At 73.4% G+C, this 26,983-nt stretch carries 17 protein-coding genes and 1 pseudogene; 6 read left to right on the plus strand and 12 right to left on the minus strand.

Annotation, left to right across the window (positions count from 1 at the left end):
* Nucleotides 1-281 precede the first annotated feature (281 nt).
* Nucleotides 282-1,916, plus strand: coding sequence for an RICIN domain-containing protein (locus OG352_RS37635; RefSeq protein WP_329223114.1), 1,635 nt, complete (start codon nucleotides 282-284; stop codon nucleotides 1,914-1,916).
* Between the two features lie 276 nt (nucleotides 1,917-2,192).
* Here the strand turns inward: OG352_RS37635 and OG352_RS37640 are convergent, their stop codons facing one another.
* Entirely contained in the window at nucleotides 2,193-2,768 is a 576-nt protein-coding gene (locus OG352_RS37640) for a hypothetical protein (protein WP_329223115.1), read from the minus strand.
* Nucleotides 2,769-3,135: 367 nt separating this feature from the next.
* Here OG352_RS37640 and OG352_RS37645 point away from each other — a divergent pair, with 367 nt between their 5' ends.
* On the plus strand, nucleotides 3,136-3,570 hold the full coding sequence (locus OG352_RS37645; RefSeq protein WP_329223116.1) for a subtilase-type protease inhibitor: 435 nt from the start codon (nucleotides 3,136-3,138) through the stop codon (nucleotides 3,568-3,570).
* Nucleotides 3,571-3,738: 168 nt separating this feature from the next.
* Here OG352_RS37645 and OG352_RS37650 read toward each other — a convergent pair whose 3' ends face one another.
* The gene (locus OG352_RS37650; protein ID WP_329223118.1) at nucleotides 3,739-4,740 is read right to left on the minus strand and encodes a Ppx/GppA phosphatase family protein; all 1,002 of its coding nucleotides are present in this window, start codon (nucleotides 4,738-4,740) and stop codon (nucleotides 3,739-3,741) included.
* Between the two features lie 240 nt (nucleotides 4,741-4,980).
* On the opposite strand from OG352_RS37650, the gene OG352_RS37655 reads away from it, so the two are divergent.
* On the plus strand, nucleotides 4,981-5,535 hold the full coding sequence (locus OG352_RS37655; RefSeq protein ID WP_329223120.1) for an SRPBCC family protein: 555 nt from the start codon (nucleotides 4,981-4,983) through the stop codon (nucleotides 5,533-5,535).
* On the opposite strand, the gene OG352_RS37660 is transcribed toward OG352_RS37655, so the two are convergent.
* The 4 genes from OG352_RS37660 to OG352_RS37675 form a co-directional block, all read right to left on the minus strand.
* On the minus strand, nucleotides 5,532-8,384 hold the full coding sequence (locus OG352_RS37660; protein WP_329223122.1) for an NHLP bacteriocin export ABC transporter permease/ATPase subunit: 2,853 nt from the start codon (nucleotides 8,382-8,384) through the stop codon (nucleotides 5,532-5,534). The two genes, OG352_RS37655 and OG352_RS37660, sit on opposite strands and share 4 nt — an antisense overlap.
* 1 nt (nucleotide 8,385) lies before the next feature.
* Nucleotides 8,386-10,614 carry an NHLP family bacteriocin export ABC transporter peptidase/permease/ATPase subunit gene (locus OG352_RS37665; RefSeq protein ID WP_329223124.1) on the minus strand — a complete coding sequence of 743 codons (2,229 nt, stop codon included), beginning with the start codon at nucleotides 10,612-10,614 and terminating at the stop codon, nucleotides 8,386-8,388.
* Nucleotides 10,611-11,417 carry an HlyD family efflux transporter periplasmic adaptor subunit gene (locus OG352_RS37670; protein ID WP_329223125.1) on the minus strand — a complete coding sequence of 269 codons (807 nt, stop codon included), beginning with the start codon at nucleotides 11,415-11,417 and terminating at the stop codon, nucleotides 10,611-10,613. Before OG352_RS37670 ends, OG352_RS37665 begins: the two co-directional genes overlap by 4 nt.
* Nucleotides 11,418-11,503: 86 nt before the next feature.
* Complete coding sequence (locus OG352_RS37675) at nucleotides 11,504-11,719, minus strand: type A2 lantipeptide (protein WP_329223127.1); 216 nt, start codon at nucleotides 11,717-11,719, stop codon at nucleotides 11,504-11,506.
* Nucleotides 11,720-12,736: 1,017 nt separating this feature from the next.
* Between OG352_RS37675 and OG352_RS37680 the strand changes: the two genes are divergently transcribed.
* A complete protein-coding gene (locus OG352_RS37680; RefSeq protein ID WP_329223129.1) occupies nucleotides 12,737-14,191 on the plus strand; it encodes a S1 family peptidase in 1,455 nt (484 codons plus the stop codon).
* Nucleotides 14,192-14,322: 131 nt separating this feature from the next.
* Here the strand turns inward: OG352_RS37680 and OG352_RS37685 are convergent, their stop codons facing one another.
* Nucleotides 14,323-16,479 carry a SpoIIE family protein phosphatase gene (locus OG352_RS37685; protein ID WP_443072444.1) on the minus strand — a complete coding sequence of 719 codons (2,157 nt, stop codon included), beginning with the start codon at nucleotides 16,477-16,479 and terminating at the stop codon, nucleotides 14,323-14,325.
* 394 nt (nucleotides 16,480-16,873) lie between these two features.
* Between OG352_RS37685 and OG352_RS37690 the strand changes: the two are divergent.
* Nucleotides 16,874-17,449, plus strand: a pseudogene (locus tag OG352_RS37690) (LuxR C-terminal-related transcriptional regulator); the annotation flags it as partial.
* On the opposite strand, the gene OG352_RS37695 reads toward OG352_RS37690, so the two are convergent.
* The 5 genes from OG352_RS37695 to OG352_RS37715 all read right to left on the minus strand — a co-directional run bounded on the left by OG352_RS37695 (nucleotide 17,372) and on the right by OG352_RS37715 (nucleotide 26,237).
* On the minus strand, nucleotides 17,372-19,411 hold the full coding sequence (locus OG352_RS37695) for an ABC transporter ATP-binding protein (protein ID WP_329223133.1): 2,040 nt from the start codon (nucleotides 19,409-19,411) through the stop codon (nucleotides 17,372-17,374). The pseudogene OG352_RS37690 and the gene OG352_RS37695 sit on opposite strands and share 78 nt — an antisense overlap.
* Nucleotides 19,408-21,108, minus strand: coding sequence for an ABC transporter ATP-binding protein (locus tag OG352_RS37700; RefSeq protein WP_329223135.1), 1,701 nt, complete (start codon nucleotides 21,106-21,108; stop codon nucleotides 19,408-19,410). Before OG352_RS37700 ends, OG352_RS37695 begins: the two co-directional genes overlap by 4 nt.
* A 158-nt stretch (nucleotides 21,109-21,266) precedes the next feature.
* Entirely contained in the window at nucleotides 21,267-21,386 is a 120-nt protein-coding gene (locus OG352_RS37705) for a SapB/AmfS family lanthipeptide (RefSeq protein WP_329223137.1), read from the minus strand.
* A gap of 82 nt (nucleotides 21,387-21,468) precedes the next feature.
* On the minus strand, nucleotides 21,469-24,084 hold the full coding sequence (lanKC, locus tag OG352_RS37710; protein ID WP_329223139.1) for a class III lanthionine synthetase LanKC: 2,616 nt from the start codon (nucleotides 24,082-24,084) through the stop codon (nucleotides 21,469-21,471).
* Between the two features lie 218 nt (nucleotides 24,085-24,302).
* The gene (locus tag OG352_RS37715; protein WP_329223140.1) at nucleotides 24,303-26,237 is read right to left on the minus strand and encodes a glycosyltransferase family 2 protein; all 1,935 of its coding nucleotides are present in this window, start codon (nucleotides 26,235-26,237) and stop codon (nucleotides 24,303-24,305) included.
* Between the two features lie 163 nt (nucleotides 26,238-26,400).
* Between OG352_RS37715 and OG352_RS37720 the strand changes: the two genes are divergently transcribed.
* Nucleotides 26,401-26,901 carry a metallophosphoesterase family protein gene (locus OG352_RS37720; protein ID WP_329223142.1) on the plus strand — a complete coding sequence of 167 codons (501 nt, stop codon included), beginning with the start codon at nucleotides 26,401-26,403 and terminating at the stop codon, nucleotides 26,899-26,901.
* The last annotated feature ends 82 nt before the right edge of the window (nucleotides 26,902-26,983 follow it).

The following is a 26,983-nucleotide window of genomic DNA, read 5'->3' on the forward strand; positions in this document are numbered from 1 at the left end:
TCCGAGGAGGTGGCCGGTTCCAGCCAACTACGCGGGCCGGTGCGGCGGGAGCGTGCGCGGCACCCCGCTGCGTGCGCGTGTTTCACACGGGGCGCAAGGGCGTATTTCGACTTTCCTTCAACAACGGGCCGCTTCGGCCACCGCCTTGTTGCGCGCGACTAAGTTGTGCAATGGTGAACTACTTGTGTGGGGGTCATGGCCGGGTCCCCCGCGTTCGTCGGCGGAGGCGAATTCGCGCTCCCTGCCGCACCGGACAGGTACGTACCAAAGGAACTCGCCCAGTGCCCAGCGCTCAGCCTCCTCTTCCGTCCTACCCTCCGCCGGGAGGGGGCCCCGCAGAATCCGACGAGTCCCTCGCCGCCGGGATACGTGGCGGCGCGGACACCGAGGTCGCCCAGTCCACCGCGCTGCTGATCGCCCGGCACTGGCGGCCGGTGCACGAGTACGCGGTCATCTGCCTCGCCTCCTCCGGAAGCGTCGCCTCCATGCTCACCGCGGCCGCCTTCCACCAGGTCCTCGACCGGCTCAAGCTGGGCGAGGCGGGCACCGCGCTGCGGCCCCGGCTCCTGGTGACCGTGCGGGACATGGCCCATCTGTGGTCCTGCGACGAGGAGCTGTCCGGCGTCCTGCCGGTGCTGCGCAAGCCCGCCGGGGCCCGGGGGATGCGGGCCGCGAAGTCCATGACGCCGGAGAACCGGGTGCTGGCGGAACGCTCGTTCCAGGGCCTGCCCGCCGTCGCCCGCTGCATCCTGTGGCACGTGGAGGTGGAGGCCGAGCAGATCGGCGTCGTCGCAGGGCTGCTCGACATGCACGTCGACGACGTGTCCGCCGCCCTCGAACAGTCCCGGGACAAGCTCCGCGAGGGCGTCGTCCGCGCCCACCGGGACCTCGCGCCGAACAAGGACTGCGGTTTCTACAACCGGCTCCTCGACGGCCCCATCCGCCGCGGCGGCGACCTGCTGCCGGACGTGCGCCAGCACCTGGACGCCTGCCGTTACTGCCGCTCCGCCGCCGAACAGCTTGGCCACTTCGAGAGCGGCCTCGGCGTACTCCTCGCCGAGGCGGTGCTCGGCTGGGGCGCCCGCCGCTACCACGACACCCGCCCCGGCCGCACCGGTCAGCAGACCGTACGTCTCAAGGGCTCCGCCCGGCACCGCGGCGGTGGCGGCACGCGCGGGAGGCGCGGCAACCTGCTCTCGCGCATCCCCTCGCCCCGGCGACGGGAGTCCGGGGCGATGCGGTCGCCGCGCGCGCTGTTCACCGGCGTCGGCCTGGCCTCCGCGGGCCTGCTGACCACGCTGCTCGCGGCCGGCATGTGGTCCGACGACGGCGCCAACCCGGCCGCCTCCAGCAGCGGCAGCGTCCCCGGCACCGACTCGCAGGCGGTCACCGCCTCGCCCACGGCCCCGGGCACCGCCCGACTGCCCAGCACGCCCCAGCAGACCAGGCTGCGCAACGCCGCCGCCGACCTGTGCCTGGACGTCCGGGGCGAGGTCAGGGCGGGCGCCTCCGTCGAACTCGCGGACTGCTCGTCCGAGAGCACGCAGCAGTGGTCGTACGGCAACGACGGGGAGGTGCGCAGCGTGGCCCAGCCCGGTCTGTGCGTGGACTCCCACGCGGACGCCGGCGTGGTCATCCTCGGCACGTGCGTGGACGCCGACGACGCGCGGGGCGACGACGTCCGCTACGACCTCACCGTCCAGGGCGAGTTGCTGCCCCGCTGGGACGACACGCTCGCCCTCGCGCCGGCCGGCGAGCAGGCGGGCGCCGACGTCGTCGTCAAGGTCCGCGACCATTCCCCGGCCCAGCGCTGGCTGACCGACGTCGCCAACGCCACCCCCGGCTCCCTCGCGGTCACCGGCACGGACGCACCCCCGTCGGCCCAGCCGGTCGGCCTGCAGGGCGGGACGGCCTGAGCACAGCCCCTCGCGAGGGGCTGCCCGGTGTGGCCGCCCGCGCGGCACCCGTCGGCAGCCCCCGTCAGGGCTGTCCGGCGTCGTCCATCGCCTCGGCCCCTGCTCTATCGGCGTGCTGGACGCCGACGACGGGATGTAATCCCGGTGAGGTGGATCTCGTACGGGAAGTCCGCCCGGTGCTTGGCCATCCGTCCGTGCCGCCTCTCGTCGTCCCGTGGTCGAGCGTGCGTGGCAGGGCGACCATACCGGCGGGCAGGTGTGGGGCCGGAGGGCGAGTCATTCCTCCTCTGCGTCGTGAGCGGACGTGTCCGCCGCCTCCTCCGTGTCCGGGTCCGCGTCCGGTCCCTGGGCCCTCACGCGCTGTACGTGTTCCAGGGAGTCCCGCAGCTCGGTGAGCCAGTCGTCGGTGTGGCGCTGGACCAGGCGGACGCACCAGGCGAGCGCGTCGCTGCGGCTGCGGGCCACGCCCGCGGCGATCAGCGTGTCGAGGACCTGGCGCTCGGGCTGCCGCAGCCGGGTCATGACCGGCGCGGCCACGTGGGTGAACAGGGCGCGCTCCCCGTCGCACACCACACCCCACGACACCTTCCGCCGGAACTCGTGCTCGGCGTCGCGGGCCACGGCCATCCGGGTCTCGCGGGTGCGCTCCCGGAACTCCTGGATCCGGGCGGTGACGGCCGCCTCCCGCTCGGCGGCCGGGGCGTTCTCGGCCAGCCGGGGCGCGGGGACGCGGCCGATCACGGTGATCTCCTCGCGATCGAGGGTCACCTCGGTCAGCTCCTCGAAGAGGTCGTCGGGCAGCCGGCCCGCGAACCAGCCCCTCAGCTTCTCTCTCTGCTCGGTCGTAATCATGTAATCACCATTACTCCGCAGGTGCGTGAACACAAGGGGTCCCGGAGGAGTCCGCCGAGAGCGGAACAGGGAACGGGCGAGGGGCGGGTGAAGGCGGGGTGAGGGCGGGAGCGGAATGTTTCAGGCCTATTAAGGAAGCTATGAAAACCGGTCATCGAACGGGTCGAAGGGATCAAGAAGCGCTTGCTTTCGGCGTTGAAACGTTCGAATTCTGTTACTTCACGCCACTGCTTGAATACGAAAGGTTACTGAAACCTGTGGGGTCGATGTGAAATCCGGCGGCGGACTCGGCAGACTCGCGCTCGCCGCGTTCGGCACCGACCGAGTCGGACCGGCACCCCCCTTATCGAGCGGAAGGATGCACACAATGCGGAACACCGCGCGCTGGGCAGCGACCCTCGGCCTCACGGCCGCCACCGTCTGCGGAACCCTCACCGGGTCCGCGCTCGCCGCCCCGGCCGCAGCGCCCACGTCCCTCTACGCCCCGTCGGCACTCGTGCTGACGTTGGGCCACGGAGACCGCGCCGCGACCGTCGACGTGGCCAGGGCCGTCACCCTGAACTGCGCGCCGACCCCCTCCGGCACCCACCCCGCCGCCGCCCTCGCCTGCGCCGAACTGCGCGCCACCGACGGTGACTTCGAGGCCCTGGCGGGCCCGGGTGGCGCCACGTGCACCAAGCAGTACGACCCGGTGGTCGTCACCGTCGACGGCGTATGGCGGGGCAAGCGCGTCTCCTTCGAGCGCGCCTTCGCCAACGAGTGCGTGAGGAACGCTGCCGCGAGCAGCCTCTTCGCGTTCTGAGACCGGGATCGCGTGGCCCCCGTGGACACCGACAGAGGCTCGTGAAGTGGGGAGAGCGAGCCTCTGACACGGGACCTGCGCGATCCCGCACCCGGAGGCCGGACGGGCGGAGTGGGGCCCCCGGCCGGCCTCCGGGCACACCGCGTTGGAGGAAGCCGACGCTGCCGGTCAGCGTTGCGCGAGGCGCAGGGGGAGCGGCCCCGCAGACGCGTCCTCGTCGGAGAGCCGGGCGACCTCCGCCCACCAGGACGGGCCGTCCTCGAGGCGGCGCAGCATGATGCCCTCGCGGATCGCCCAAGGGCAGACGGTGACCGTGTCCAGCCCGGTCAGCTTCATCGCCGTGTGCCCGATCACCGCGCCGGCCAGGCTCTGCCCGGCGCGCGGCGCGGAGATGCCGGGCAGCCGGGCGCGTTCGGCGGCGGGCAGCGCCGCCAGGGTGTCGACGGCCTCGCGCAGGTCACGGCGGCGCAGGGTGCGGTCCATGAAGGGGCCGTGCCGTCCGGGCGGCGCCCCGCACAGCCGGCCGAGCTGCTGGAAGGTGCGGGAGGTGGCCACCGCCGTACGCGGGCCCTCCCAGCGGATCCGGGCGGCCACGTCCCTGAGCTGGTGGCGGATCCTGCGCCGCGCCGCGCGGACGAGCTCCGGGGGCGGCGGGTCGTGGTCCGCGAAGAAGTCGTGGGTGAGGCGGCCCGCCCCGAGGGGCAGTGAGGCCACGAAGTCCGGCAGCCGGCCCCGGCCGAAGGCCACTTCGAAGGAACCGCCCCCGATGTCCAGCAGGGCGAGCGGTCCCGACCGCCAGCCCATCCAGCGGCGGGCGCCGAGGAACGTCAGCTCGGCCTCCACTTCACCCGGCAGGGTGCACAGCGCGACGCCCGTCCGCGCCCGGACGGTGCGCAGCACCTCGCTCCGGTTGGGGGCGGCGCGCACCACGGCGGTCGCGAACGCCGACGGGCCCGGCGCACCCCACCGGTCCGCGGTCCGGGAGGCCGCGGCGACCGCGCGGACGAGCCGTTCCAGGGCCTCGTCCGGAACGGGGTCACCGGGCCGGACCTGCTCGGACAGCCGCAGCCGCCACTTCTCCGTATGCACCGGTAACGGGACCCCGCCCGCCGCGTCCGCCACCACCAGCCGCACGGTGTTCGACCCCACGTCCAGCACGCTGATTCTCATGGACCGCGAGTACCCGGGCGTAAACCTGGGGGTGCGTCACAGAGGACATGGGGAACCACTCCAGGGACGTGAAGGCATCCGTGCCGCTTCGCGGCGGCCCTGCGGGTCGCGGCCACCCAGATGTGCACCGCCCCGGTGCCGGGGCTGTGGGCGGGCCTCCCCGAGCGGCCGTGAGCCGTGAGCGCTGAGCCCTGAGCCCGAATCCGAACCTGCCTCGTATGTGAAAGGACCTGATCCGCCATGTCGACCGACCCGACCGGCACGTTTCTCGCCCTGGACGACGGCCGCCCCGCCGTCCGCTTCACCCGCGTCTACGGCCATCCGGCCGACCGGGTCTGGCAACTCGTCACCGACCCGGCGGAACTGGTCCACTGGTTCCCGTCCCGCCTCGAGATCGAGCTGCGTCCCGGTGGCACGATCCGGTTCAGCGGTGACCCGAACATGCCCGAGTCGACCGGCCGGGTGCTCGCCGTGGACGCGCTCCGCCACCTGTCCTTCGCGTGGGGCGGCGACGAACTCCGCTTCGACCTGGAAGCGGTCGACGACGACCGCACCCGCTTCACCCTGACCGACGTCCTGGAGGCCACCGACACGGCCGCCCGCAACGCCGCCGGCTGGGAGGTGTGCCTGGCCGCCCTCGACACCAGGGCCGGAGAACACGAGGACGCGGGGCCGGGGGACACCGTGCACTGGGAGACGTACTACCGGGCTTACGTCGAGGCCGGTTTCCCCTCCGGCGCACCCGTCCCCGGCATCGGTACCGGGGACGGCTCCGGAACCGGTTCCGGAGACTAGGCCAACTGCCGCCGCACCAGCTCGTGGAGCCGGCCGCCCGTGTCCGCGAGGAGCTGGGCGGGCGGCCCCTGCTGGGCCACCTTGCCGTTCTCCATCACGACGACCCGGTCCGCGTCCATCACCGTCGACAGGCGGTGCGCGATGACGACCCGGGTGGCGTTGAGCTTGCGGGTGCTCTCGATGACCGTGCGCTGCGTCTCGTTGTCGAGGGCGCTGGTCGCCTCGTCGAAGAACAGGATGCGCGGCCTTCGGATCAGCGCCTGGGCGATCATCAGCCGCTGGCGCTGCCCGCCCGACACCGACCCGCTGCCCGAGACGATCGTGTGCAGGCCCATCGGCATGCGCTTGATGTCCTCCGCGAGCCCCGCCAGCTCGGCGGCCGCCATCGCCTCCTCGGGCGTGTAGGCCCCGGTGCCGCAGATGACGTCCAGCAGGGAGCCGGTGAACGGCTGGGCGTGCTGGAGCACCACCCCGCACTGCCGGCGCACGGCCGACTGGTCGAGGGCCGCCAGATCCTGGCCGTCGTACAGCACACTGCCCGAGACCGGTTTGTCGAAGCCGATGAGGAGCCTCAGGAGCGTCGACTTGCCGCAGCCGCTCGGGCCGACGATCGCCACGAACTCGCCCGGCCGCACCTCGAAGGAGACGTCGTCGAGGACGAGGGGGCCGTCGTCGGAGTAGCGGAAGGACAGGCGGCGGGCTTCGAGCGCGCCGGTCAGCGGGCCCGGGCGGGTGTTCGCCGTGCGGACCTCGGGCGTCGCCTCCAGCACCGGCCGGATCTCCTCGAACAGCGGCAGCGCGGCCACCGCCGACACGAACGCGCCGGTCAGCGAGGTGACCGCGGTGAGCAGCATCGTCATCGACGTGTTGAAGGTGAGGAAGTCCGCCGCCGACAGCGCGCCCCGGGCCGGACCGGCCAGCAGCATGAACATCAGCAGCGAGCACAGCGGCAGGTACACCGAGCCCAGCACCGTGCTGAGGTTCTTGATCCGGCCGAGGCGCTGCTGGAGTTCACGGCTGCGCGCGAACTGCGCCGCCCAGGCCGCGTACGCGTAGTTCTCGGCCGCCGCCACCCGCAGCTTCGGCAGCCCGCGCAGGGTCTGGAACGCCTGGTTGTTGAGCTTGTTGGAGAGCACGACCAGCCGCCGCTGCCAGCGCACCTGCCACAGTCCGAGCGCCAGGAACACCGACGCGATGACGACCAGCATGCCGATCGCCGCCAGCGCCATCGGCACGCTGTACCAGAGCAGCAGCCCCAGATTCATCGCGCCGACGGTGACGGACTGCGCGACCGACGGGCCGAGTCCCGCGAGCAGCCGGCGGATCGCGCTGATGCCCATGGCGGCACTCGCCAGCTCGCCTGTGGAGCGCTCCGCGAAGAACTTCGTCGGCAGGCGCAACAGCCGGTCCCAGACGGCCGGTTGGAGCGTCGCCTCTATCCGGCCCTCCAGGCGCAGGATGGTCATGTTCTGCAGCAGCATGAACGCCGCCGCGACCACGCCGGCGACCATCACGGCCAGACACATCTGCCCGATCAGCCCCTGCTGGGCCTTCGGCACGAACTCGCCGAGCACCTTGCCGGTCGCGATCGGCACCAGCGCCCCGATCACCACCGTCACCAGCCCGCTGAGCAGCAGGTTCGTCAGGTCCCCGCCGGTGCCCCGCATGCTGAACCGCAGCAGGGCGAGCGGGCCCAACCTCCGTTCCGGCAGCGGGCGGTAGAACATGACGGCCCGCGGTTCGAACTCCTCCGCGTTGGCCTTCTCGACCGGTGTCTCCCGCCCGGTCCCGGGATGTACGCAGACGTAACCGCCGCGCCGCCACAGCAGGGCGACCGGCGCCCCGGACAGGGCCCGGTGGCCGACCAGCGGGCCCACGTCGTCACGCCACCAGCGGCCGTCGAGGCGGACGGCCCGGGCGCGCACCCGGGAGGCGAGGGCGACCCGCTCGACCGGGTCCAGCCGGTCGCTGTCGGCGCCCATCTGTGAGGGTTCGGCGAGGGTGATCCCGACGGCCTGGGCGACCAGTTTGCAGGCGGCGAAGGTGGCGTCGGCGTCGGCGGACGTCGTGCGCTGCCCCGACTTCTTGCCGATCGACGCCAGCAGCGTCCGGTCGGCCTGGGCGCGGACCGCCTCACCGGCCTTGATCCCGGCGGCGGTGCGCGTCTCGTGGGTGCGTTCGAGCTGCTCGATCCAGCGGTCAAGCGTGGTCAGCAGCCGGTACTGCTGGTCGACCATGCTCTGCCACACCGCCGGGTCCATCAGCAGGTCGGCGGCCGCCTCCGCGCCGTACAGCGAGCCGTACTGCACACTGCCCGGCGGCACCTGCATCCAGAACACGTCGTCGTCCTCCCCCATGCTCGAATTCGCTCGCACGGGGGCACCCCCATCCTCCGCCGCCCGCTCGGTGGCCATCGGCGCCTGGAACAGGATGGACAGACCACGGCCGACGCCCAGGGCGAGCGCGTACTCAAGGGGGCTCGAAGTCGGCGGCACGTACTGGGGGTTGCCGTACTCGTCGTAGGACCAGGTCTGGGTGCTCGACGGCTGGTGCAGCTCGCGCAGGCCGATGCGGTGCATCACGCAGTCGCGCAACGGGCGTGCGACGAGGGTGTGTTGGGGGCCCGAGACCGGGCCCAGCAGCAGCGCGCCCGCCTCCAGACGGCCCAAGTGGTGCCAGTGGCCCTGCTGTTCGGCGCCCACCGCGAACAGGTCGAGCGCGCCCGCCGCGACCAGCCACAGCACCTGCGGCCCTTCCAGGTCGAGGCGGCTGAAGCCCGCGCAGTCGATCCGCGAGCCCGACTGCCCCAGTGCGGCGAGGACGACGTCGCCCTCGAGTACGGCCGTCATCTCATCGCTCCCTGACCAGCGCCGCGTACGAGCCGCCGCGCGCCACCAGTTCCTCGTGCCGTCCGCGCTCCACGACCGTGCCGTGCTGGAGCACGACGATCTCGTCGCTGTCGCGCACCGTGCTGAGCCGGTGGGCGATCACCACGCACGCGCAGCCGCGCCGGCGCAGGCTGTCCATCACCGTCTGCTCGGTCTCCGCGTCCAGCGCGCTGGTCACCTCGTCTAGCACCAGGATGCTGGGCCGGCGCACCAACGCCCTCGCGATCTCCAGGCGTTGACGCTGCCCGCCGGAGAAGTTGCGGCCGTCCTGCTCGACCCTGCTGTGGATGCCGCCGGGCCGCCGCACGACGACGTCGTACAGCGCCGCGTCCCGCAGTGCGTCGACGACGGCGTCGTCCGGGATCGACGGGTCCCACAGCGCGACGTTGTCGCGGACCGAGCCCTCGAACAGGAACACCTCCTGGTCGACGAAGGAGACCGAGGAGGCCAGCGCCCCGCGCGGAATGTCCTCCAGGCGTTGCCCGTCGATACGGATCGCGCCCTCCCAGGGCGTGTACAGGCCCGAGATCAGCCGGGACACCGTCGACTTGCCGCTGCCCGAGCCGCCGACCAGCGCCACCTGCTGTCCCGGGCCGACGGTCAGGTCGAAGCCGGTCAGCAGCGGCTTGTCCAGCGGGCTGTAGCCGAAGGTGATGTTCTCCAGCTCGACGTGACCCTGCAGCCGGCGCGTGGAGTCGCCGCCGGAGCGGCGGTCGTAGAGCGGATCGGCGCGGAAGTTCTCCACGTCCTTCAGCCGGGCCACGTCCGCCGCGAAGTCCTGGATCCGCCCGGCGACGCCGTTCAGCCGGGTCAGCGGGGCCGTGAACCGGGTGACCAGTGCCTGGAAGGCGACCAGCAGGCCCACCGAGATATGGCCCTCGATCGCCCGCATGCCGCCGATCCACAGGATCAGCGCGCTGTTGAGCGAGGCGAGCGTCGGCGCGACCACACCCAGCCAGGCGCTCGGCACACCCAGCCGCTGCTGCTCCTCCAGCGTGGTGGCGTGCTGCCCCGCCCACTTGCGGAAGTAGCCGTCCTCGCCGCCGGTCGCCTTCATCGTCTCGATCAACTGCAGCCCGGTGTATGCCGTGTTGGTCAGCCGCGCGTTGTCCGCGCGCAGCTTCGCCGTCCGGGTCGCCCGCATCCGGATGACGATCCGCATCGCGACGATGTTGAGCAGGGCCACACCGATGCCGACGTACGTCAACTGCGGGTCGTACGTGTAGAGGAGGACCGCGTAGAGGACGACGACCACCGCGTCCACGCCCGCCGACGCGAGGTCACGGGCGAGGGTCTCGGCGACCGCGTCGTTGGACTGGAGGCGCTGGACGAGGTCGGCCGGGCTGCGCTGCGAGAAGAAGGTCACCGGCAGTCGCAGCAGATGGCGCAGGAAGCGGGCGCTGGAGAGGGTCGAGGAGATGATCCGGCCGTGGTGCAGGTTGGCCTGCTGGAGCCAGGTGAGGGCGACCGTGAGCGCCACGCACGTGCCCATCGACGCGAACAGCACGGTCAGCAGGGAGGTCTGACCGCCGATCAGGAACATGTCGATGTAGGTCCGGCTGAGCGCGGGCACCGCCGCGCCCACCAGCACCAGCAGCAGGCTCGCCAGCACCGCCGCCGGCATGGTGCCCGCGGTGCCGCGCAGCCGGGCGGGCATCGCGCCCAGCACCCCCGGTTTGCGCCCGCCCCGCTCGAAGTCCTCGCCCGGCTCCACCACCAGCACGACACCGGTGAAGCTGCCGTCGAAGTCCTCCATCGGCACGAAACGCCGGCCCTTGCCGGGGTCGTTGACGAACACGCCCCGGCGGCCGAAGCGCCGGCCCAGCCCCTCGTAGACGACGTAGTGGTTGAACTCCCAGAACAGGATCGCGGGGGACTTCACCTGGGCGAGGGCGGCCAGGTCCATCTGCATGCCCTTGGCCGTCAGGCCGTAACCGCGGGCCGCCTTCAGGAGGTTGCTGGCGCGCGAGCCGTCGCGGGAGACACCGCACGCGATGCGCAGCTCCTCCAGCGGGATGTGCCGGCCGTAGTGCCCGAGGACCATCGCGAGCGAGGCGGCCCCGCACTCCACGGCCTCCATCTGGAGCACGGTGGGCGTGCGCACGGTCTTCACCCGGCTCTTGGGGACCGTGCGCCGGGGCGGCGGCGCGGCGGCACGCCGACGGCCGCGGGTCTGCTCGGCGGCGGTCACGGGAGCAGCCAATCGACGGGACGCTGCTCGGCCAGCCGGATCGAGCCCGTGGCCATGGTCATGGAGGCGAGCGCGTACGGCGGCCCGTCGGCGGACGACCACTTGTAGCCGCTCTTCGTCGCCGAGGACGTGTCGAGGCGGACCAGGACCGCCACCGGGCGGCCCTCCTTCGTGAACTGCTCGCCCAACTGGCTGTCGCCGAGGAACGCGGCGATCTGCTGCGCCGACTGGGCCGTACGGTCCACCGACTTCACCTCGCCGCGCAGCACGCCGTACTTCTGGGACGGCACGGTCTGCACGGTCAGGTCGACGGCGGCGCCCGCCGACACGGAGGCCGCGTTCTCCGCCGGGACGTACACGGTGGCGTACAGCGGGTCGTCGGCGTCGGCGACCTTCTCCACGGCGGCGACGTTCGCGCCGGTGGCGATGATCTGCCCGATGGTGGCGGCGAGCGCGGTGATCCGGCCTGCGGCGACCGTGCGCACCACGGCGTCGCCCTCGGCCGTGCGCACCTTCAGCACGGGGGAGCCGGCCGGCAGCCGTTGCCCCTCCTTCGCGAGGACCGCGGTGACCTGGCCCGCGGCGGGGCTCTGCAGGATGTAGCTGCCCTCGCCGTGGGTGAGGACGGCGGGCGCGTTCACCGTGGACGTGACCGAGCCGGTCACCGCCCACACGGACGCCGCCGCCATGACGACCACGGTCACGGACAGCACCAGCCAGCCCTGCGGGCGCGCGAAACGCACCGGCAGGTCGAGTTCCTCCGGTGACTGGAGCTTGGCGAGGGCCTGTTGGCGGAACTGCACGGGACTTCCCTCGGGAGGTTCAGGGCACCGATGAGTCCCGGAGCCGGGTGCCGGCTCCGGGACTCATCGGTGTCACAAGGGCGCGATCAGAGACCGGCGACCAGGTTGGTGACCGGGGCGGTGCTCAGGCCGGTGACACCCTCGACCGTGCCGACGGCCGTGTTGACCAGGCCGGAGACCGGGGCGATGCCGTCCACCAGGCCGGTGACGGTGCCGAGGGCGTTCAGGGACAGACCGCCGGAGACGTTGTCCAGCTCGGCGTCGGAGATCTCGACGGTCTCAACCTGGGGGGTGGAGTTCATGGGGGAACTTCCCTTCACATGGATATCTCAATAAGGGGGAGCGGCCCCTCTGGGGACAGATGACGGCCGCGGCCGCCGGTGCCGCACTCCCGTTTCCGGAAGCGGTTCGGCCCCTGCGGTGCGATGGATCAAAGCAGCTCCGCGGCCGGCGCAGCCAGTCAATCCCCCATCCCACCTGGGAACTTGCGTCACGGGAACGTAAAGCGGTGCAGGTGCGCCCACGCCTTGTCGGCGACTCCTTCACAGCTCGCCCGGGATTCGCTCGGATGAGCGTCCTGCGCCCTCGCGGCGAATCCGACACTCCCGCCCCAATGGCATGGCCGACGCGGACGAGTTGTGCGGAAATCTCGTCCACGGTGACCTGCTTGGGCATTCGATGTGCAGATTCCCTGAAGCCGGGATTCCGCCCTCCGATCTCAACGGATCGTCGCCGACCGACCACGAACGGCTACGGCCAACTGTGGGCGGCTACGAACGGTGTCGATCCGGAATCGTTCGGCGGGCTTCGTCGGTACCGACCGGATCAGGACAACCGAACCGGCCATCGAACGCCGGAACCAAGTCGACTGCCGCCCCGTCGGCGTCGGTCCGTGGGCCCCCCGGGTGTCCGACGGGGCGAACGCGGTGGCGGTGCTCGGGGCCGTCACCCTCGCCCGCCCCGAGAGCCCCTCGCCCTCCCGGGCCAACCCCTGTGACCAGCGGGCACGCGGGATCGCGCGGTCCTCGCCCGGGGTCTCGGCGGCCAGGTCCAGGGCCAGCGGCCAGGGGCGAAGTCGCCGGAAGGGATCTTGTCGGCTTCGGCGGTCGTCATCGCCATATGGGCGGTTGCTCCCCGGTGCTCCCCGGGCGGTGAAGTCGGGGCCAGGTCATGGCCGATTCAGGGTTTAGCAAAGGAAGTTGGCAAACGCGATTGAACGCACCTCGAGACCCCTGCGTACTCATGGCCAACCAGGCGCCGCTGTACGGAGCTGCCGGACCCCGGCAGCCAGACCCCGTCCCCCCAGGAGGTCGAGTTTTTTGAGTCACAAGCGAGTTACGAAGCGCAAGGCCATCATCGCGGCTGGCGGTGTGGCCGCGCTCGGAGCGGCGGCCATCCTGCTTCCCCAGGCCAACGCCTCCCAGGACGGCGGCTCCAACAACGCCGCCACGGTGAAGACCCTGAAGTCGGGCGACGCCTCGGACCTCGCCTCCCAGCTCGCCGAGCTGCTCGGTGACGCCTTCGCCGGTTCGTACTACGACTCCGACGACAAGCAGTTGGTCATCAACGTCGTGAACGTCTCCGGCGACGAGAACAACGTCGTCGTGCAGGCGGAGAAGGCGGGCGCCAAGGTCCGCGAGGTCGAGAACAGCACGGCCGAGCTCGAGGCGGCCGCGAAGACGCTCAAGACCAAGGCGACCATCCCGGGCACCTCCTGGGCCGTCGACCCCAAGACGAACAAGATCCTCGTCACCGCCGACTCCACGGTCACCGGCGCCAAGTGGGACCAGATCGACTCGACGGTGAAGACCCTCGGCTCGGGCATGGCCACGATCAAGAAGTCGGCCGGCACCCTCAAGCCCCTCGTCTCCGGCGGCGACGCGATATTCGGCGGCGACGCGCGCTGCTCCCTCGGCTTCAACGTGACCGCCGGCGACGGCTCCCCGGCCTTCCTGACGGCCGGTCACTGCGGCGTCGCGGCCAAGGAGTGGGCCGACTCCGAGACCGGCCAGCCCATCGCCACGGTCGACCAGGCGACCTTCCCGGGTGACGGCGACTTCGCGCTTGTGAAGTACGACGACCCGAACACGCAGGCGCCCAGCGAGGTCAACACCGGTCAGCAGACCGTCGCGATCTCCCAGGCCGCCGACGCGACGGTCGGCACGCAGGTCTTCCGGATGGGCAGCACCACCGGTCTCAACGACGGTCAGGTTCTCGGCCTCGACGCCACCGTGAACTACCCCGAGGGCACGGTCACGGGCCTCATCCAGACGGACGTCTGCGCCGAGCCCGGCGACAGCGGCGGCTCGCTCTTCACCCAGGACGGCCAGGCGATCGGCCTGACCTCGGGCGGCAGCGGCGACTGCACCGTCGGCGGCGAGACCTTCTTCCAGCCGGTGACCACCGCCCTGGCTGCGGTCGGCGCGACGCTCGGCGACGGCGGCGGTGTCGGCGCCGGTGACGCGGTCGGCGGCGACGAGGCCGGAGCGGGCGACCAGGCGGCGAACGGCGGTCAGGCGGCTGACGGCGGTCAGGCTGCCGATGGCGGCCAGGCGGCCGATGGCGGCCAGGACCAGAACGGCAACGGCGGCGAGGAGCAGGGCGCCAACGCCGGCCAGGGCGAGGCTGTCAACGGTGGCCAGGAGCAGAACCAGAACGGCAACGGCGGCGAGGAGCAGGCTGCCAACGCCGGCCAGGGCGAGGCCGTCAACGGCGGTCAGAACCAGAACGGCAACGGCCAGGAGGACGGCTCGGGGCTGAACGAGTCGCACTGACTCCGCACCGACCGACTCGGCGCTGACTCGCACCGCAGTAAGTGACTGACAGCGCACCACGCACCACGTGAAAGGTCCGACCCTCCGGCGGGGGTCGGACCTTTCACGTGTCCGGCGACGGCGACACCCCGTCAGCCGTCGCCCCCGTCAGCCGTCGTCCCCGCGCGCAGCAACAGCAGCGCCACGTCGTCGATGCGCTCCTCCGCCGCCGCGTAGTGCCCCACCAGCTCGTCGGCCAGCTCCTCCAGCGGCCGGTCCCCGGCCTCGCCGAGCCGTCGCCCCAGGTCCGCGATCGCGTCCTCGATGTCCACTCCCGGCGTCTCGATCAGCCCGTCCGTGTAGAGGGCGAGGACACAGCCGGGGGTGAGCTCGACCTCCGTCGTCGGATACGTCGCCGAGGCGTCGATGCCCAGCAGCGGGCCGCCCGCGAGGTCCAGGACGCGCACCCGGCCGTCCGCCCGGCGCAGCAGCGGCGGGGGATGCCCGGCCCGGGCCATGACCGCCCGCCCGTGGACCGGGTCCAGCCGCAGGTACAGACAGCTGGCGAACAGTTCGGAGCCGAGGTCGATCAGCAGCCGGTTGGTGCTGCGCATGACCTCCGCGGGCTCCTGCCCGACCGTCGTGTACGCGCGGACGGCGGTGCGGATCTGCCCCATCAGCCCGGCCGCGGTCACGTTGTGCCCCTGCACGTCCCCGATCACGGCCGCCGCGAGCGGCGGCGAGGGCACCAGGTCGTAGAAGTCCCCGCCGATCTCCATGCCCCGGGTGGCGGGCAGATAGCGGGCGGTCGCCTCGATGCCGGGCAGCGACGGCAGCGAGGGCGGCAGCAGCGCCGCCTGCAGCCCGTGCGCCAACTGGTGTTTGACGTCGTACAGCAGGGCCCGGTCCAGGGCCTGCGCGATCAGCCCGGCCAGGCTGGTCAGCACCGCGCGCTCGTGCGTGGAGAAGCGTTGGGGTTCGGAGTAGGCCAGCACGCAGGCGCCCACCGGGCGGCCGGAGGCGATGAGCGGCAGATAGGCCCAGGCGCCGAAGCCGTCCGGGGTGGACTGCCGGGCCGGATACAGGTGCTCCAACTGCTGCCGGGAGTCGAAGAACGCCGGGACGCCGTGCGCGACGGCCCGCGCGCCCGGGCTCGGGGCCGACAGCGGCATCCCGTCGAACTGCTCCACGGTGCGCGGGTCGGGATACCCGTGCTGCCCGAGCACGTGCAGCCGGCCGGCCCGCGCACCGAGCAGCACCAGGGCCTGACTGCCCACCGCCGGCGCGATCTCGTCCGCGACCAGCCCCACCACGTCCTGCACGCTCACCGTCTCGGTGAGCGCCCCGGCCAGGCTCAGCGCCTGCGACATGGACACGAGCCGGGTCGGCGCGTCCCCGGCCCGGGCCTCGGACGGGCTCATCTCCGACACCGCCCGGGCCCGGCTGATCCGCACACTGAGGCCCGTGGTGCTCGGATACAGCCGGAACGACAGCCACTCGGCGGGCGGGCGCAGCGCCACGAACGAGGTGGCGTTCTGACTGATCAGCGCGGCCCGGTAGCGCTCCTCGTAGACGGGATCGTTGAGCCACGGCACGGCCGCCCACAGCTGCGAGCCCAGCAGCACGCTCACGGGTACGTCGAGCAGCTCGGACGCGGCGGCGTTGGCGAAGCCCACCCGCCCGCTGAGGTCCAGCGAGCACATCCCGTACGGCAGCCGGGCCACCATCCGGGCCGCCTCCAGCGTGCCGAGCGTGTCGGAGACACCGCCCAGCGGCCCCGTGTCCAGCAGATCGGACTCGGCCCGTACCGAACGGTTCTGCGCGGCGGCCCGCTCCAGCCGCAGCCCGAGCCGCTCGCAGGCCGTCGTCAGCTCCCGGTGCTCCCGGTCGGACAGCTCCGGCGGGTGCGAGCCGGGCCAGGTGACGAAGACCGCGCCGTACACCCGGGACTCGGTCGCCACCGGCAGCGCGGCCAGCGCGAAGGGATACGGCAGGACGACGGCGATCCGCGGATAGCGGCGGGCCATCTCCTCCTCGCCGCCCACCCACACCAGCCGCCGCTCGCGCACCGCCTCGGCGACCGGGATCGGCGCGTTCAGCCCCACCCGCTCCCAGGGCGCCGCGAACGACCGGGGCAGCCCGGCCATCACCGCCATCTCCAGCACCGGACCGTCGGCCGGACGCAGGTAGACGGCACCGGAGTGCGCCCCGACGGCGTCCATCATCGACGTCAGCGCAAGCGAGAGCAGCGGCCGGTCGACCGGCGCCCATGCGGCCGCCGGTGCCTGCCCGGACGTCTGCTCGGGCACGGCGACCACCTCCCAAGGGCGGGTCTACGGATCACCCCGTGGCGCGGGGTTCACCGGCTCGGACTCACCGGCATCGGACTCACCGGCCCATCGGACTCACCGGCCCATCGGGGCGCACCGGTATGGACCGGACGCCGCGGCTCCGGTTCGGGCCGATGGTCAGTGAGTCCGGCCGCGCGAGTCCCAGGCTCCAAATCTGCCCTCTGGCGGCGCGACGCGCACGGCGAGCGGTGCGCCCACCCGAAAGCCGCCGTGTACCCCGTCGGGTCATCCGCCATGCCCCCTCCCCGCCCCCTCGGCCGAAGCGCGCGACGGCGTACGAGCGCCCCGCGTGCGCCCCCGCGCACCCTGATGGCCGGATCTTCGCGCTCAGAAACGGTCCCGGAGCCCAACAATGGGCACGCGCTCAAGACCACGAACCGGCGTACGGCGGGGTGAAGGGACGGCAGTGATCCGGGTACTTCTGGTGCACGACACGTGTCTGGTCAGATCGGTCCTCGCACAGTGGCTGGACCGGGAACCCGACCTGAGAGTGGACGACGTGCCGTGGCGCAGCGCGGCCGGCCGCGTCGGGACGGCGCGTCCGGACGTGTGCGCGGCGGATCTCGACTGCTCCGACACGTACGGCATCCCGCCCCTGGGCGACCTGTGCCCGCGCGGCGGACCGGCATCGCCGCGGCTGCTCGTCCTTGCCGGTGCGAACAGACCGGGTCTGCTGAAACGGGCCCTGGAGGCGGGCGCGCTCGGCTACGTCGACAAGGCCGGCAAGCCGGAACAACTGCTGCACGGCATCCGCAAGGTCGCCCAGGGGGAACGTTTCGTCAGTGAGTCGCTGGGCTTCGGCTTCCTCAAGGCCGCCGAGATGCCGCTGACCCGCCGGGAGCTCAGCGTGTTAACCCTCGCCGCCGAGGGAGCCTCCATCGCGGAGATCGCCGGGAGCCTGCACCTGTCCCACGGGACCGTGCGCAACTACATGGCGGCGATCACCCGCAAGACCGGCGCCCGCAACCGCGTCGACGCCATCCGCATCTCGCAGGGCCAGGGCTGGCTGTGAGCCGTCCCCGGCTTCACAGCCCTCACAGGCTTCACAGCCCTCACAGCCCTCACAGCCCTCACAGGCTTCACCGGCCTCACCGACCGCCCAGGTCTCCCCGGCCGCCCAGCCGCCGACGAGATCGCGATAGAGGGGCGAGCGCCGCACCACGTCGTCGTGCGTCCCGTAGGTCGTGCGGGGCCCGTCCATGACCAGCACCCGGCCGGCGCGCCGGGCCGAGCTGATGCGGTGGGCCACCACGACCAGGGTGCCGCCCGGCCGCGCCGCGAAGGCCCGTTCGGCGCGCGCCTCCGCCTCCGGGTCCAGGTGGCAGGTCGCCTCGTCGAGGAGGGCGAGCGGGGCGGACGACAGGTACGCGCGCGTGAGCGCGATCAACTGGCGCTCACCGGCCGACAGCGCCGCCGGGTCCACCGCCGCCCCGGGTCCGCCCAGCACGTGGAGCAGCGGGGCCAGCCCGACCGCCTCGGCCGCGGCGAGCAGCTCCTCCTCGGGGACGGGGTCCGGCCGCAGGTGCGCGAGGTTCTCGCCGAGGGTGCCGTCGAACACGTACGCCTCCTGCGGGATGAGCACGCGCTGCGCGGCGGCGGCGTCTCCCGGCACCGGCCGGCCGCAGATCCGTATCTCCCCGCGCCCCGGCACCAGCAGTCCGGCGACCAGCCCGGTCAGCGTCGACTTCCCGACCCCGCTCGGGCCCACGACGGCCAGGTGGCCCCCGACGGGCAGGACGAGCGTGAGGTCGTCGACGACGGGCGCGGAGGCGGGACCGTAGGCGAAGGTGAGAGCGGCCAGGGAGAGGGCGGGGGGCGCGGGCCCGAACAGCTCGACCGGCGCGGGGCTTGTCCGTGGTGCCGGTGTCCCGTCCGGGCCGTCGGCCGGAAGGCGCCCTGGCTCGCCCGCGTCACCCTTCTGACCCGCCTCGCCCGCCTCACCCGTGTCGCCCCTCTCGTCCTGCGGCGCAAGTCGTCGTAGGACGACCGCCAGGCGGGAGCCGCTGGTGCCCAGGCCGTGGATGAGGGCGGTCAGGGCCGGGAGGAGGGACTGGGTGACATAGGCGAAGGCGCCGACCAGGGCGCCGGGGGTGACGCCGTGGGCCAGGAGCCAGGGGGCGCCGGCCAGGAGCAGGACCAGCGGCAGGTGGCCGCCCAGCGCGAGGCACGCCACGCGGGCCACGCCCCAGTGGGCCAGCGCGCGGGCCGCCCGCAGCTCGGCGTCGACGAGGACGCCGGTGTCCGCGGCGACCCGGTCCTCCGCGCCGGCCGCCGTGACGTCCCGCAGCCCCGCGCAGACGGCGCCCAGGCTCTCCGCCAGAGCCTCGTCGGCGGCGAGGAACGCCTTCTGCCGTCGCGCCAGCGGACGCAGCGTCACCGCGAACAGGACCACCCCGGCGGCCAGCGGCGGGGCGACGACCAGGAGCAGCGGCGGGGCGAGCGAGCCCAGGCCGACCAGCGCGCCGACGGACGTGAACACGAACGAGCGCGAGACCATCACCAGGCCCGCGAAGGTGTCCCGGGCGATCTCCACCTGCTGGGTGAGCCCGGACAGCGCCCCGCCGTCCGCCTCCCGCACGCCCCGCTCCACCACCCGGGTGGCGAGCCGGTCCCGGAGCGGTTCCACCAGCGCGGCGACCGCCCCGTACACCCGTCCGGTCCCGTACGCCCCCACGAGCACCCCGAGTCCGGCCACCGCGAGCCACCCGAGCCCCACCCCGGCCCGTCCGGCGAGGAACCCGTCGTCCAGCGCCCGCGCCAGGGCGTATCCGAGCAGGAAGCTCTGCCCGGTCTCCAGCACCGACCAGCCCGCGAGCCGCACGAGGACCCACCGGCGGTCCCGCAGATAGCGCACCCCACGCCCCCGAAGCCCGCCCCGCCGACTACTCATACCCTCGCTCCGAAGACCGCTCGGTACTCCGCGATCCGCCACAGCTCCCGGTGCGTCCCCACCGCCCGTACGCGCCCTCCGTCCAGCCAGGCCACGGTGTCGGCGCGGGCGGCTGTCGTGGCGCGGTGGGCGACCAGCAGCCGGGTGCCGGGCGCGGGGCCGCCGAGGACGGCCTCGGTGATCTGGTGTTCCGTCACCGTGTCGAGGCTGGAGGGGGCGTCGTCGAGGACGAGGAGCCGGCCGCCGTGGGCGAACGCGCGGGCCAGACCCAGGCGTTGGGCCTCGCCGCCGGAGTGCGGGGCGTGCGCGCAGGGGGTGGCGTAGCCGTCCGGGAGGCGGCGGACGAAGTCGTCCGCGCGGGCCGTGCGGGCGGCCTCGCGGACCCGGGCGGGGGAGGGACGGAAGGCGGCGGGACCCAGGGCGATCGTGTCCTCGATGGTCGTGCCCAGCAGGGCGGGGCGGTCGAAGGCCTGGGCGATCGCCGCGCGCAGCTCGGCCCGGGAGAGGGCGGGCAGCGGGACGCCGTCCAGCAGCACCTGCCCGGCGTCCGGGTCGGCGAGCCGGCCCGCCAGCGCGGCCAGCAGCGACTTGCCCGCGCCCGAGCGGCCCACCAGGGCCAGCGTCGTCCCGCCCGGTACGACCAGGTCGACGCCGTCCAGCACCGCGCGGTCACCGCGCCGGGCGGTCACGCCGCGCAGCTCCAGCCGGCCCGGGCCGTCGGGCGGGAGACGCCGGTCACCGTGGGCGGGAGCGGGTTCCGTGCGGATCTCGCCCAGGCGGGTGGCCGCCGTCCGGGACCGGACCAGTCCGGAGAGCTGTCCGACCAGCATGCCGACGCCGGTGGCGAGGACCGCGTAGCGCGAGGCGGCGAGGACGTCGCCCGGCGACAGCCGGTGCCGGGTGAGCAGCAGGCCCGCCACGGCGACGACCCCGAGCTGGAGCAGCGGCGCCACCGCGACCGCCTGCGCGGCGGCCCGGCCCTGGACCCGCCACATGCGCAGGCCCGCCCGGGACAGCTCGGGCAGCGGCCGCAGGATTCGCGCCGTGTCACGGTCGGCCGTCCCGGCCGCGCGGATCGTGCGGGCGCCGCCGATCGCCTGGGCGAGTGCGGCGGCGATGCGCCCCTGCGCCCGCTGGTAGTGCGCCACGCACGCCGAGGTGTCCCGGGCGAGGGTACGCAGCAGCACGGTCAGGGCCGGGGCACCGGTCAGCAGGACGACCGCGAGCCACGGGTCGATCAGGGCCAGCGCCACCACCGCGCCGGCCGGTCCGGCGAGCGCGGCCAGGAGCGCGGCGCGGGCGCCCGGCGCCGTGCCGGCCTGGGCGGCGTTGCCGACGACCCGTGCGACGAGGTCGCCGGCGCCGAAGCGGGCCGTGGCCCGTGGTCCGACGGCCAGGACGTGGCCGGTGATCCGGCGGCGCAGAAAGGCGGTGGTCCGGGCGTCGAGGGTGCCGGCGAGCACGGTCTCGCAGGCGTCGAGCAGGGTCAGCAGCAGCACGAGGGCCGCGCAGTACAGCACCCAGCGGGTCGCCGGGGCGTGGGCGAGCAGCAGGTCCAGGGCCCGGCCGAGGGCGGCGGGCAGCAGCAGTCCGGCACCCGTCCCCGCCACGCCCACCAGACACAGGGCCACGCAGCGTGAGCGGCTGTGCCGGGTGGCGGCGCCGAGCAGTTCACCGGTCGTCCGGTCCATCGGCATCCTGCTCCCGCACTTCCTCGGAGAGGCCGGACCCCGGGCGGCCCCGCTCCCCCCTGAGGAGCGGACCGCCCGGAGCGTTCAGCACGGCGTACGCGTCGTCCGTGTCACATGCGACGCGTCGTACGCCTCGTGCTCGTCAGATGCAGACCAGGTGCAGATCAGAGACAGAGCAGAACGCTCGCCGCGCTGATGCAGGAGAGCAGGCTGACGGTGCTGTTGCCGCCGCCGCCCCCGGTGTGCTCGTCGGATTCCATCGTCTGCAGGTCGAGCAGGGCCATGGTGTGTCCTTTCGTCGGTTTTCCGTGTCGTCCCGTGGGGACGGGGTTGCGTCACGACTCCGTCAGTGGTGGCGGAGCCGCGTCATGAGGGCCGCACGTGCGGCGGCGGGAGGAACGGCAGGTGCGCGGTGGCGCCCGTGCCGTCCGGGTCGAGGGCGGCGGCGAGGGCGAGCAGACAGCCCGCCGTGCCGGTGCCGAGGTCCATGGACAGCCGCATCATCTGGTGCCCGGGGAAGGCGAGTTGGCCCTGATAGGGCATAGCGAACCAGCCCAGAGCGGCGATCTGTTCGGCGAGCCGGGCCCGTGTCGCGCCCGGTGCGGTGGTGCGGGCGAGGTGCAGGATCATCCCGGCGCGGCCCTGGAAGAGGCCGGGCTGCGCGTAGAAGCGGGAGGTGGCGGCGGTCAGGATGCCGGCCCTGGCCCGCTCGAACTCCCCTCCGGGGTCCGGGACTTGGGCCAGGTGGTCGTCGAGCACCGCCCCGACCCCCACGCTCCCGTCGCCGAGATACGGCAGGGTCCGCCACCCCTCGTCGACCTCCACCGAACCCCCCTCGCGCTCCACGCAGGCCGCCAGGTCCCGGCGCAGCGCGACCCCCGCCGCCTCCAACAGCCGCCGGTCGCCGCTCTGTTCGTACTGCCTGAGCAGGAACAGCGCGGGCCCGCTCGCACCCCGCAGCAGCCCGGCCCGCCGCCGGGGCGCGTCCGGCACCGGTTCGGCGAGCCGGCGTACGACGATGTCGGCGGCCTCGGCGGCCCGCTCGCGCAGCTCCGGCTCGCCGGTCCTGCGCGCCAGTTCGCCGAGGACGAGCCCCAGTCCGGCCAGGCCCCCGTGCAGGTCGGAGGAGAGGTGCTGCCATCGCTCGCGCAGGATGCCGTCGACCAGGTCCAGCGCCCGCTGCCGGTGCCCCAGCAGGTCCAGGACGTGGGCGACGCCCGCGAGGCCGTCGTACAGTCCGAGCGGGGTGCCCGTCGGGGCCGGGGCGGTGTGGTCGAGGAGCCAGCGCTCGCCCTCGTCGTAGCGCTCGGCGCCGGTCGCCGCCAGCGCGTACAGCACGCCGGCCGCGCCGTGCGCCAGGCCGAGGCCGCCGCCGTCGGAGAACTGGGCGACGTCCCCGGGGAAGAGCCGGTCGTCGCGCTCGGGGCTCGCCGACGCGAGGATCGCCTTGACCATCGAGTCCCGGCTGTGCGGCCAGTCCCCGGGCTCCACCCGGAAGGCGGGCGCCGACGGGACGCGCGGAGCCCGCACCGGCGCGCTGCCGGCGGCGTCGCGGGTGATCTCCGCGACCGCCTCGTCCAGGAACTCCCGCGGCACGTCCGGGAACTGCTGCCCGATCACCTCGGCCAGATGGGCCGCCTTGCCCCGGTCGACCACGAACAGGGTGGTCACGGGCAGGAACAGGGCCAGCCGTAAGCACGCCAGCGCGTAGCGGTCGACGTCGATGCCCCGGCGGTCGGGCGGCGCGAAGAAACCGGGGTGCGCGACGACCTGGCGGCCGTTCTCCTCGGCCGGGGCCGCCGCCTCGAAGTCGATCAGGTACACCGACTCCTCGTCGGGCGCGACCATGATGTTGAAGACATGCAGGTCGTTGAAGACGATCCCGCACGCGTGCACCTTCTCCACCGCCCGCTCCACCGCCCGGTGGACGCGCACCGCCCACGCCGTGTACGCGGCGACGGCCCCCGGGTCGGGGTCGGCGCGGAGCAGCGGGTGCCGTTCGGCGAAGAACGAGTTGAGCGGGCGTCCCGCCACGAAGTCCATGACGAGGAAGCGGTGGTCGCCGAGCATGAACCAGTCGCGCACCTCGGGCACCACCCCGGTCCCCGCCACCGCCTCCAGCGCCCGCTTCTCCCGCTCCAGCCGGGCGATCGCGTCCGCCCCGTCGGAGGCCAGCCCCGCGTGCGGCCGCCCCTCCTTGAGGACCACCTCGCGCCCGTCCCGGGTGTCGGTGCCCGCGTACACCCCGCCGCCGTTGGAGAAGTGCAGCGCCTTCTCGATGCGGTACGGCAGCTCGCCCACGGTCGTCGTGTTGCGGGCCGTGAGGTGCGGCTCCAGGAACGGGGGCAGCGTCACCCACTCCGGGACCTGGAAGGAGGGCGCCCGCCGGTCCGGCACCAGGGTGCCCGTGCCGTCCTGCACCGCCGGCACGAGGGAGCCGCGGTCGTCGACGACGTACCGGCGCGCGAACGCGCCGTGGCGGACGTAGAGCGGGCCGTCGGACCAGCGCAGGTCGGTGAGGATGTAGGGCCCCTCGAAGCCCTCCAGCAGGGCGCCCAGTTCGCGCAGCACCGTGTGCAGGTGCTCGTCGTCGGACGGGTAGACGGTGACGAACTTGCCGCTGGTGTCGCGGCCCGCGTACTTGGTGTTGCGCAGGTGCAGCAGGTGCGGGCCCGGCACGAACTTGAACGGGACGCGGTGCGCGACGCAGTAGTCCCACACGATCGCCGCGATCCGGTCCGCGTTCGCCCGGGTGGCAGAGGCGTGGATCTTCCAGCCCTGGGCCGGACCCGGCGCCGGGGACCCGTCCGCGGCGAGCGGCGTCAGCGTCAGCCAGTCACCGGTCCGCGCCGACTCCCAGCCCTCGGGGACCGGCCGGCGCGCCGTGTCGAACAGCGGCGCGCTCCCGCCCGTGCCCATCCGGTCGGGCGTCTCGTAGAAGTGCGCGTCCGCCAGCGCGTACACCTCGTACCGCTTGTCCATGTGTCCCCCTCCTTGGCCCGGCCAAGAGACTCCCAAGCGGGCGAGGGGCGCGGACAGTCACGCCTGTCACGAGATCACTGTGCGGAACGCACGCGTAAAGACATGTTCGGCCCCTTTCGAGCACCGGCCTGCACGGCCCCTACATGATCTCCATGTGATCTCCATCCACCCCCTCTTCATCCCCTCTTCCATCCCCGAGTGACGCCTGCGCGTCGCCGTCACTTCCCGCGGGCCGTGACCCGTCCGAGCGCCCGGTACATGGCGCGGCGCAGCCCGTGGGCCAGGTGCCGGGCGCCGCCGGGCTGGGGCGCCGGCACCACGAGGACGCCGTCCGGCGCGATGTGCAGGGCGAAGGGCAGCGGGTGGAAGCGCGCCCCGTCCGTGTCCGGGGTGAGGCACACCGTCGTCAGCCAGGTCCGGCCCGCCGGTTCGGTGTCCGGCAGGGCGGCCTCCAGCCGCCCGCCCGGCGACAGCGTCCCGAAGACCTCGCGCAGGTCGCCGGACCTGTCCCCGGTCAGCCGCAGCAGCACGGCGGTGGCCTCGGGCACGTAGAGGGGCAGGACCACGCGGAGGCGGTCCTCGGCGACGGTGACGTCCCCGGCCGACACCCGGCCCAGGCCGAGCCGCTTGCTCGCGTGGCCGACGTCCAGCGCGAGACTCGCGTGCCGGTCGGTCCAGTACGGCAGTACCACCCGGCCGGCGACGACCCCGGCGGGCGGGGCGGGGCGGCCGTGGTGGCGGGGCGCCGGGCCCAGCCGCAGTTCCTTCGTCCAGCCGCCCAGGCCCACCCGGACCCACACGTCCCACAGGCCCTCGCCCGGCGGGCCGCCGCTCACCGCGGTGGCGGGATCCACGGTGGCCGTCGCCCGCAGCACGAGCCGTACCCGGCTGCCGTCGCCGGCCGGCACGGTCTCCCGGACCACCTCCGCCGGCTGGAAGTACTGCGCGGAGCTGGTCCGCTCCCGCAGCAGCAGGTCGGGCACGGTCCGGTCGAACCGGTCCACGGTGTCCGCGCCCAGCCAGCGCACCGCCTCGGCCATGTCCTGCGGCGGCCACCGCGGGGAGCCCCCGGCGGACGGGAACGTCATCGGCCCGCCGTCGTGCGTGAGTTCGGCGGCGAAGGCGATCCGCAGCACGCCGTCCTGCCATACGACGCCCTCCGGGTCGACGGCGAGCCCGACGCCCGCCTCCCACTCGGCGAACGCGACGACGTCGTCGTAACGCCCGTCGGCGACCAGCGCGGCGACGACCCGCTGGGAGGGCTGCAACGGAGCCGCCACCCCCGGCCCGAACCGCTCGACGACGACCCCGTGGATCTCCTCGAAGAGCTCCCTGCGGTAGTCCTCGGGCAGGTCGAGGAAGCGCCGGCCGCGCAGCCGCTCGACCATCTCCACGCGCAGCCAGCGCCGGAACAGCCCGTCGCGCAGCGGCCCCGGCCCGGTGTACCGCTCGACGACGTCGAGGGCCTCCCGGAGGTTCTTGAAGTAACCCGCGGGCTCGAACCGCCGGAAGCTGATGTTCGAGGCGTCGTCCCGCCGGACGTGGTAGTAGCAGACGTAGTCGGAGAGCACCGAGACATTGCCGGCCCGCAGATAGGCCTCGGTGACGAAGACGTGGTCCTCCAGCCGGCGCCGCCCCTCGGGGAAGCGCAGGCCGATGCGGTCCAGGAACGCCCGGCGGACCATCTTGTGCGGGGTGAGGCTGTCGATGAGGGGCGCGTTCGCGACGCCGGCGCGCGGGCGGTTCGCGCGAAACAGCTCCACCGGCACCGCGCGCCCCTTGCCGGCCATCTTGCCCACGACGACGTCCGCGTCGTTCGCGATCCCGTAGGCGTACATCCGCTCCAGCGCTTCGTCGCCGAGGTGGTCGTCGTCGTCGACGAACATGACGTACTCACCGCGGGAGGCGTCGATGCCGACGTTGCGGGGCTTGCCCGCCCAGCCGGAGTTCTCCTGGTGGATGACACGGACCCGGGGGTCCTCGGCGGCGAGCGCGTCCAGGCGGGCCGGGGTGGCGTCGGTGGAGCCGTCGTCGACGAAGATCACCTCGTACGCGTCCGGCGGCATCGACTGCCGCAGCAGCGAGGCGACGCAGTCCTCGATGAAGGGACCGGGGTTGTGGACGGGGACGATGACGCTGACCTTGACCGGCATCGGGCTCCTGGCCCCCTTGCTGGATCTCGCGGGATCGCGCTGGATCTTGCTGGACCGCCGGCCGTGCGCGCGGCGACCGGCACGTGTGGGCCGATGCTAACCCCGCCGTCGACGCCCCACCTGTCCCGGTTCGCCCGAGTCGGTGATTTCGTACGATGACGTCGTGCGCCTCCTGCTGATGTCCGACACCCACCTCCCCAAGCGTGCCAGGGCGCTCCCCGCCCCGCTGCTCGACGAGCTGCCGCACGCGGACGTGGTCATCCACGCCGGGGACTGGGTCGACGCGGCCACCCTCGACCTGCTGGAGAGCCGCAGCCGCCGGCTCGTCGGCGTGTACGGCAACAACGACGGGCCCGGACTGCGCGCCCGCCTGCCCGAGGTGGCGTACGCCGACCTGGGCGGACTGCGGTTCGGTGTCGTCCACGAGACGGGCCCCGCCCAGGGCCGCGAGGCCCGCTGCGCCGCCCGTTTCCCCGACCTGGACGTCCTGGTCTTCGGCCACAGCCACATCCCCTGGGACACCACGGCCCCCGGCGGCCCACGCCTGCTCAACCCGGGCTCCCCGACCGACCGGCGCCGCCAGCCGCACTGCACCTACCTGACCGCCACCGCGTCCGACGGCCGCCTCACGGACGTCGTCCTGCACCGGCTGCCGCCCCGCTGACACGGCGGCGCGTGAGGAGCGCGTGGAGGGGGCCGTGAGGAGGAGGGCAGAGAACCGGGCCGCTTCCGGCCGACACGGTCGG

Source organism: Streptomyces sp. NBC_01485 (assembly GCF_036227125.1).
Lineage (GTDB): Bacteria > Actinomycetota > Actinomycetes > Streptomycetales > Streptomycetaceae > Streptomyces.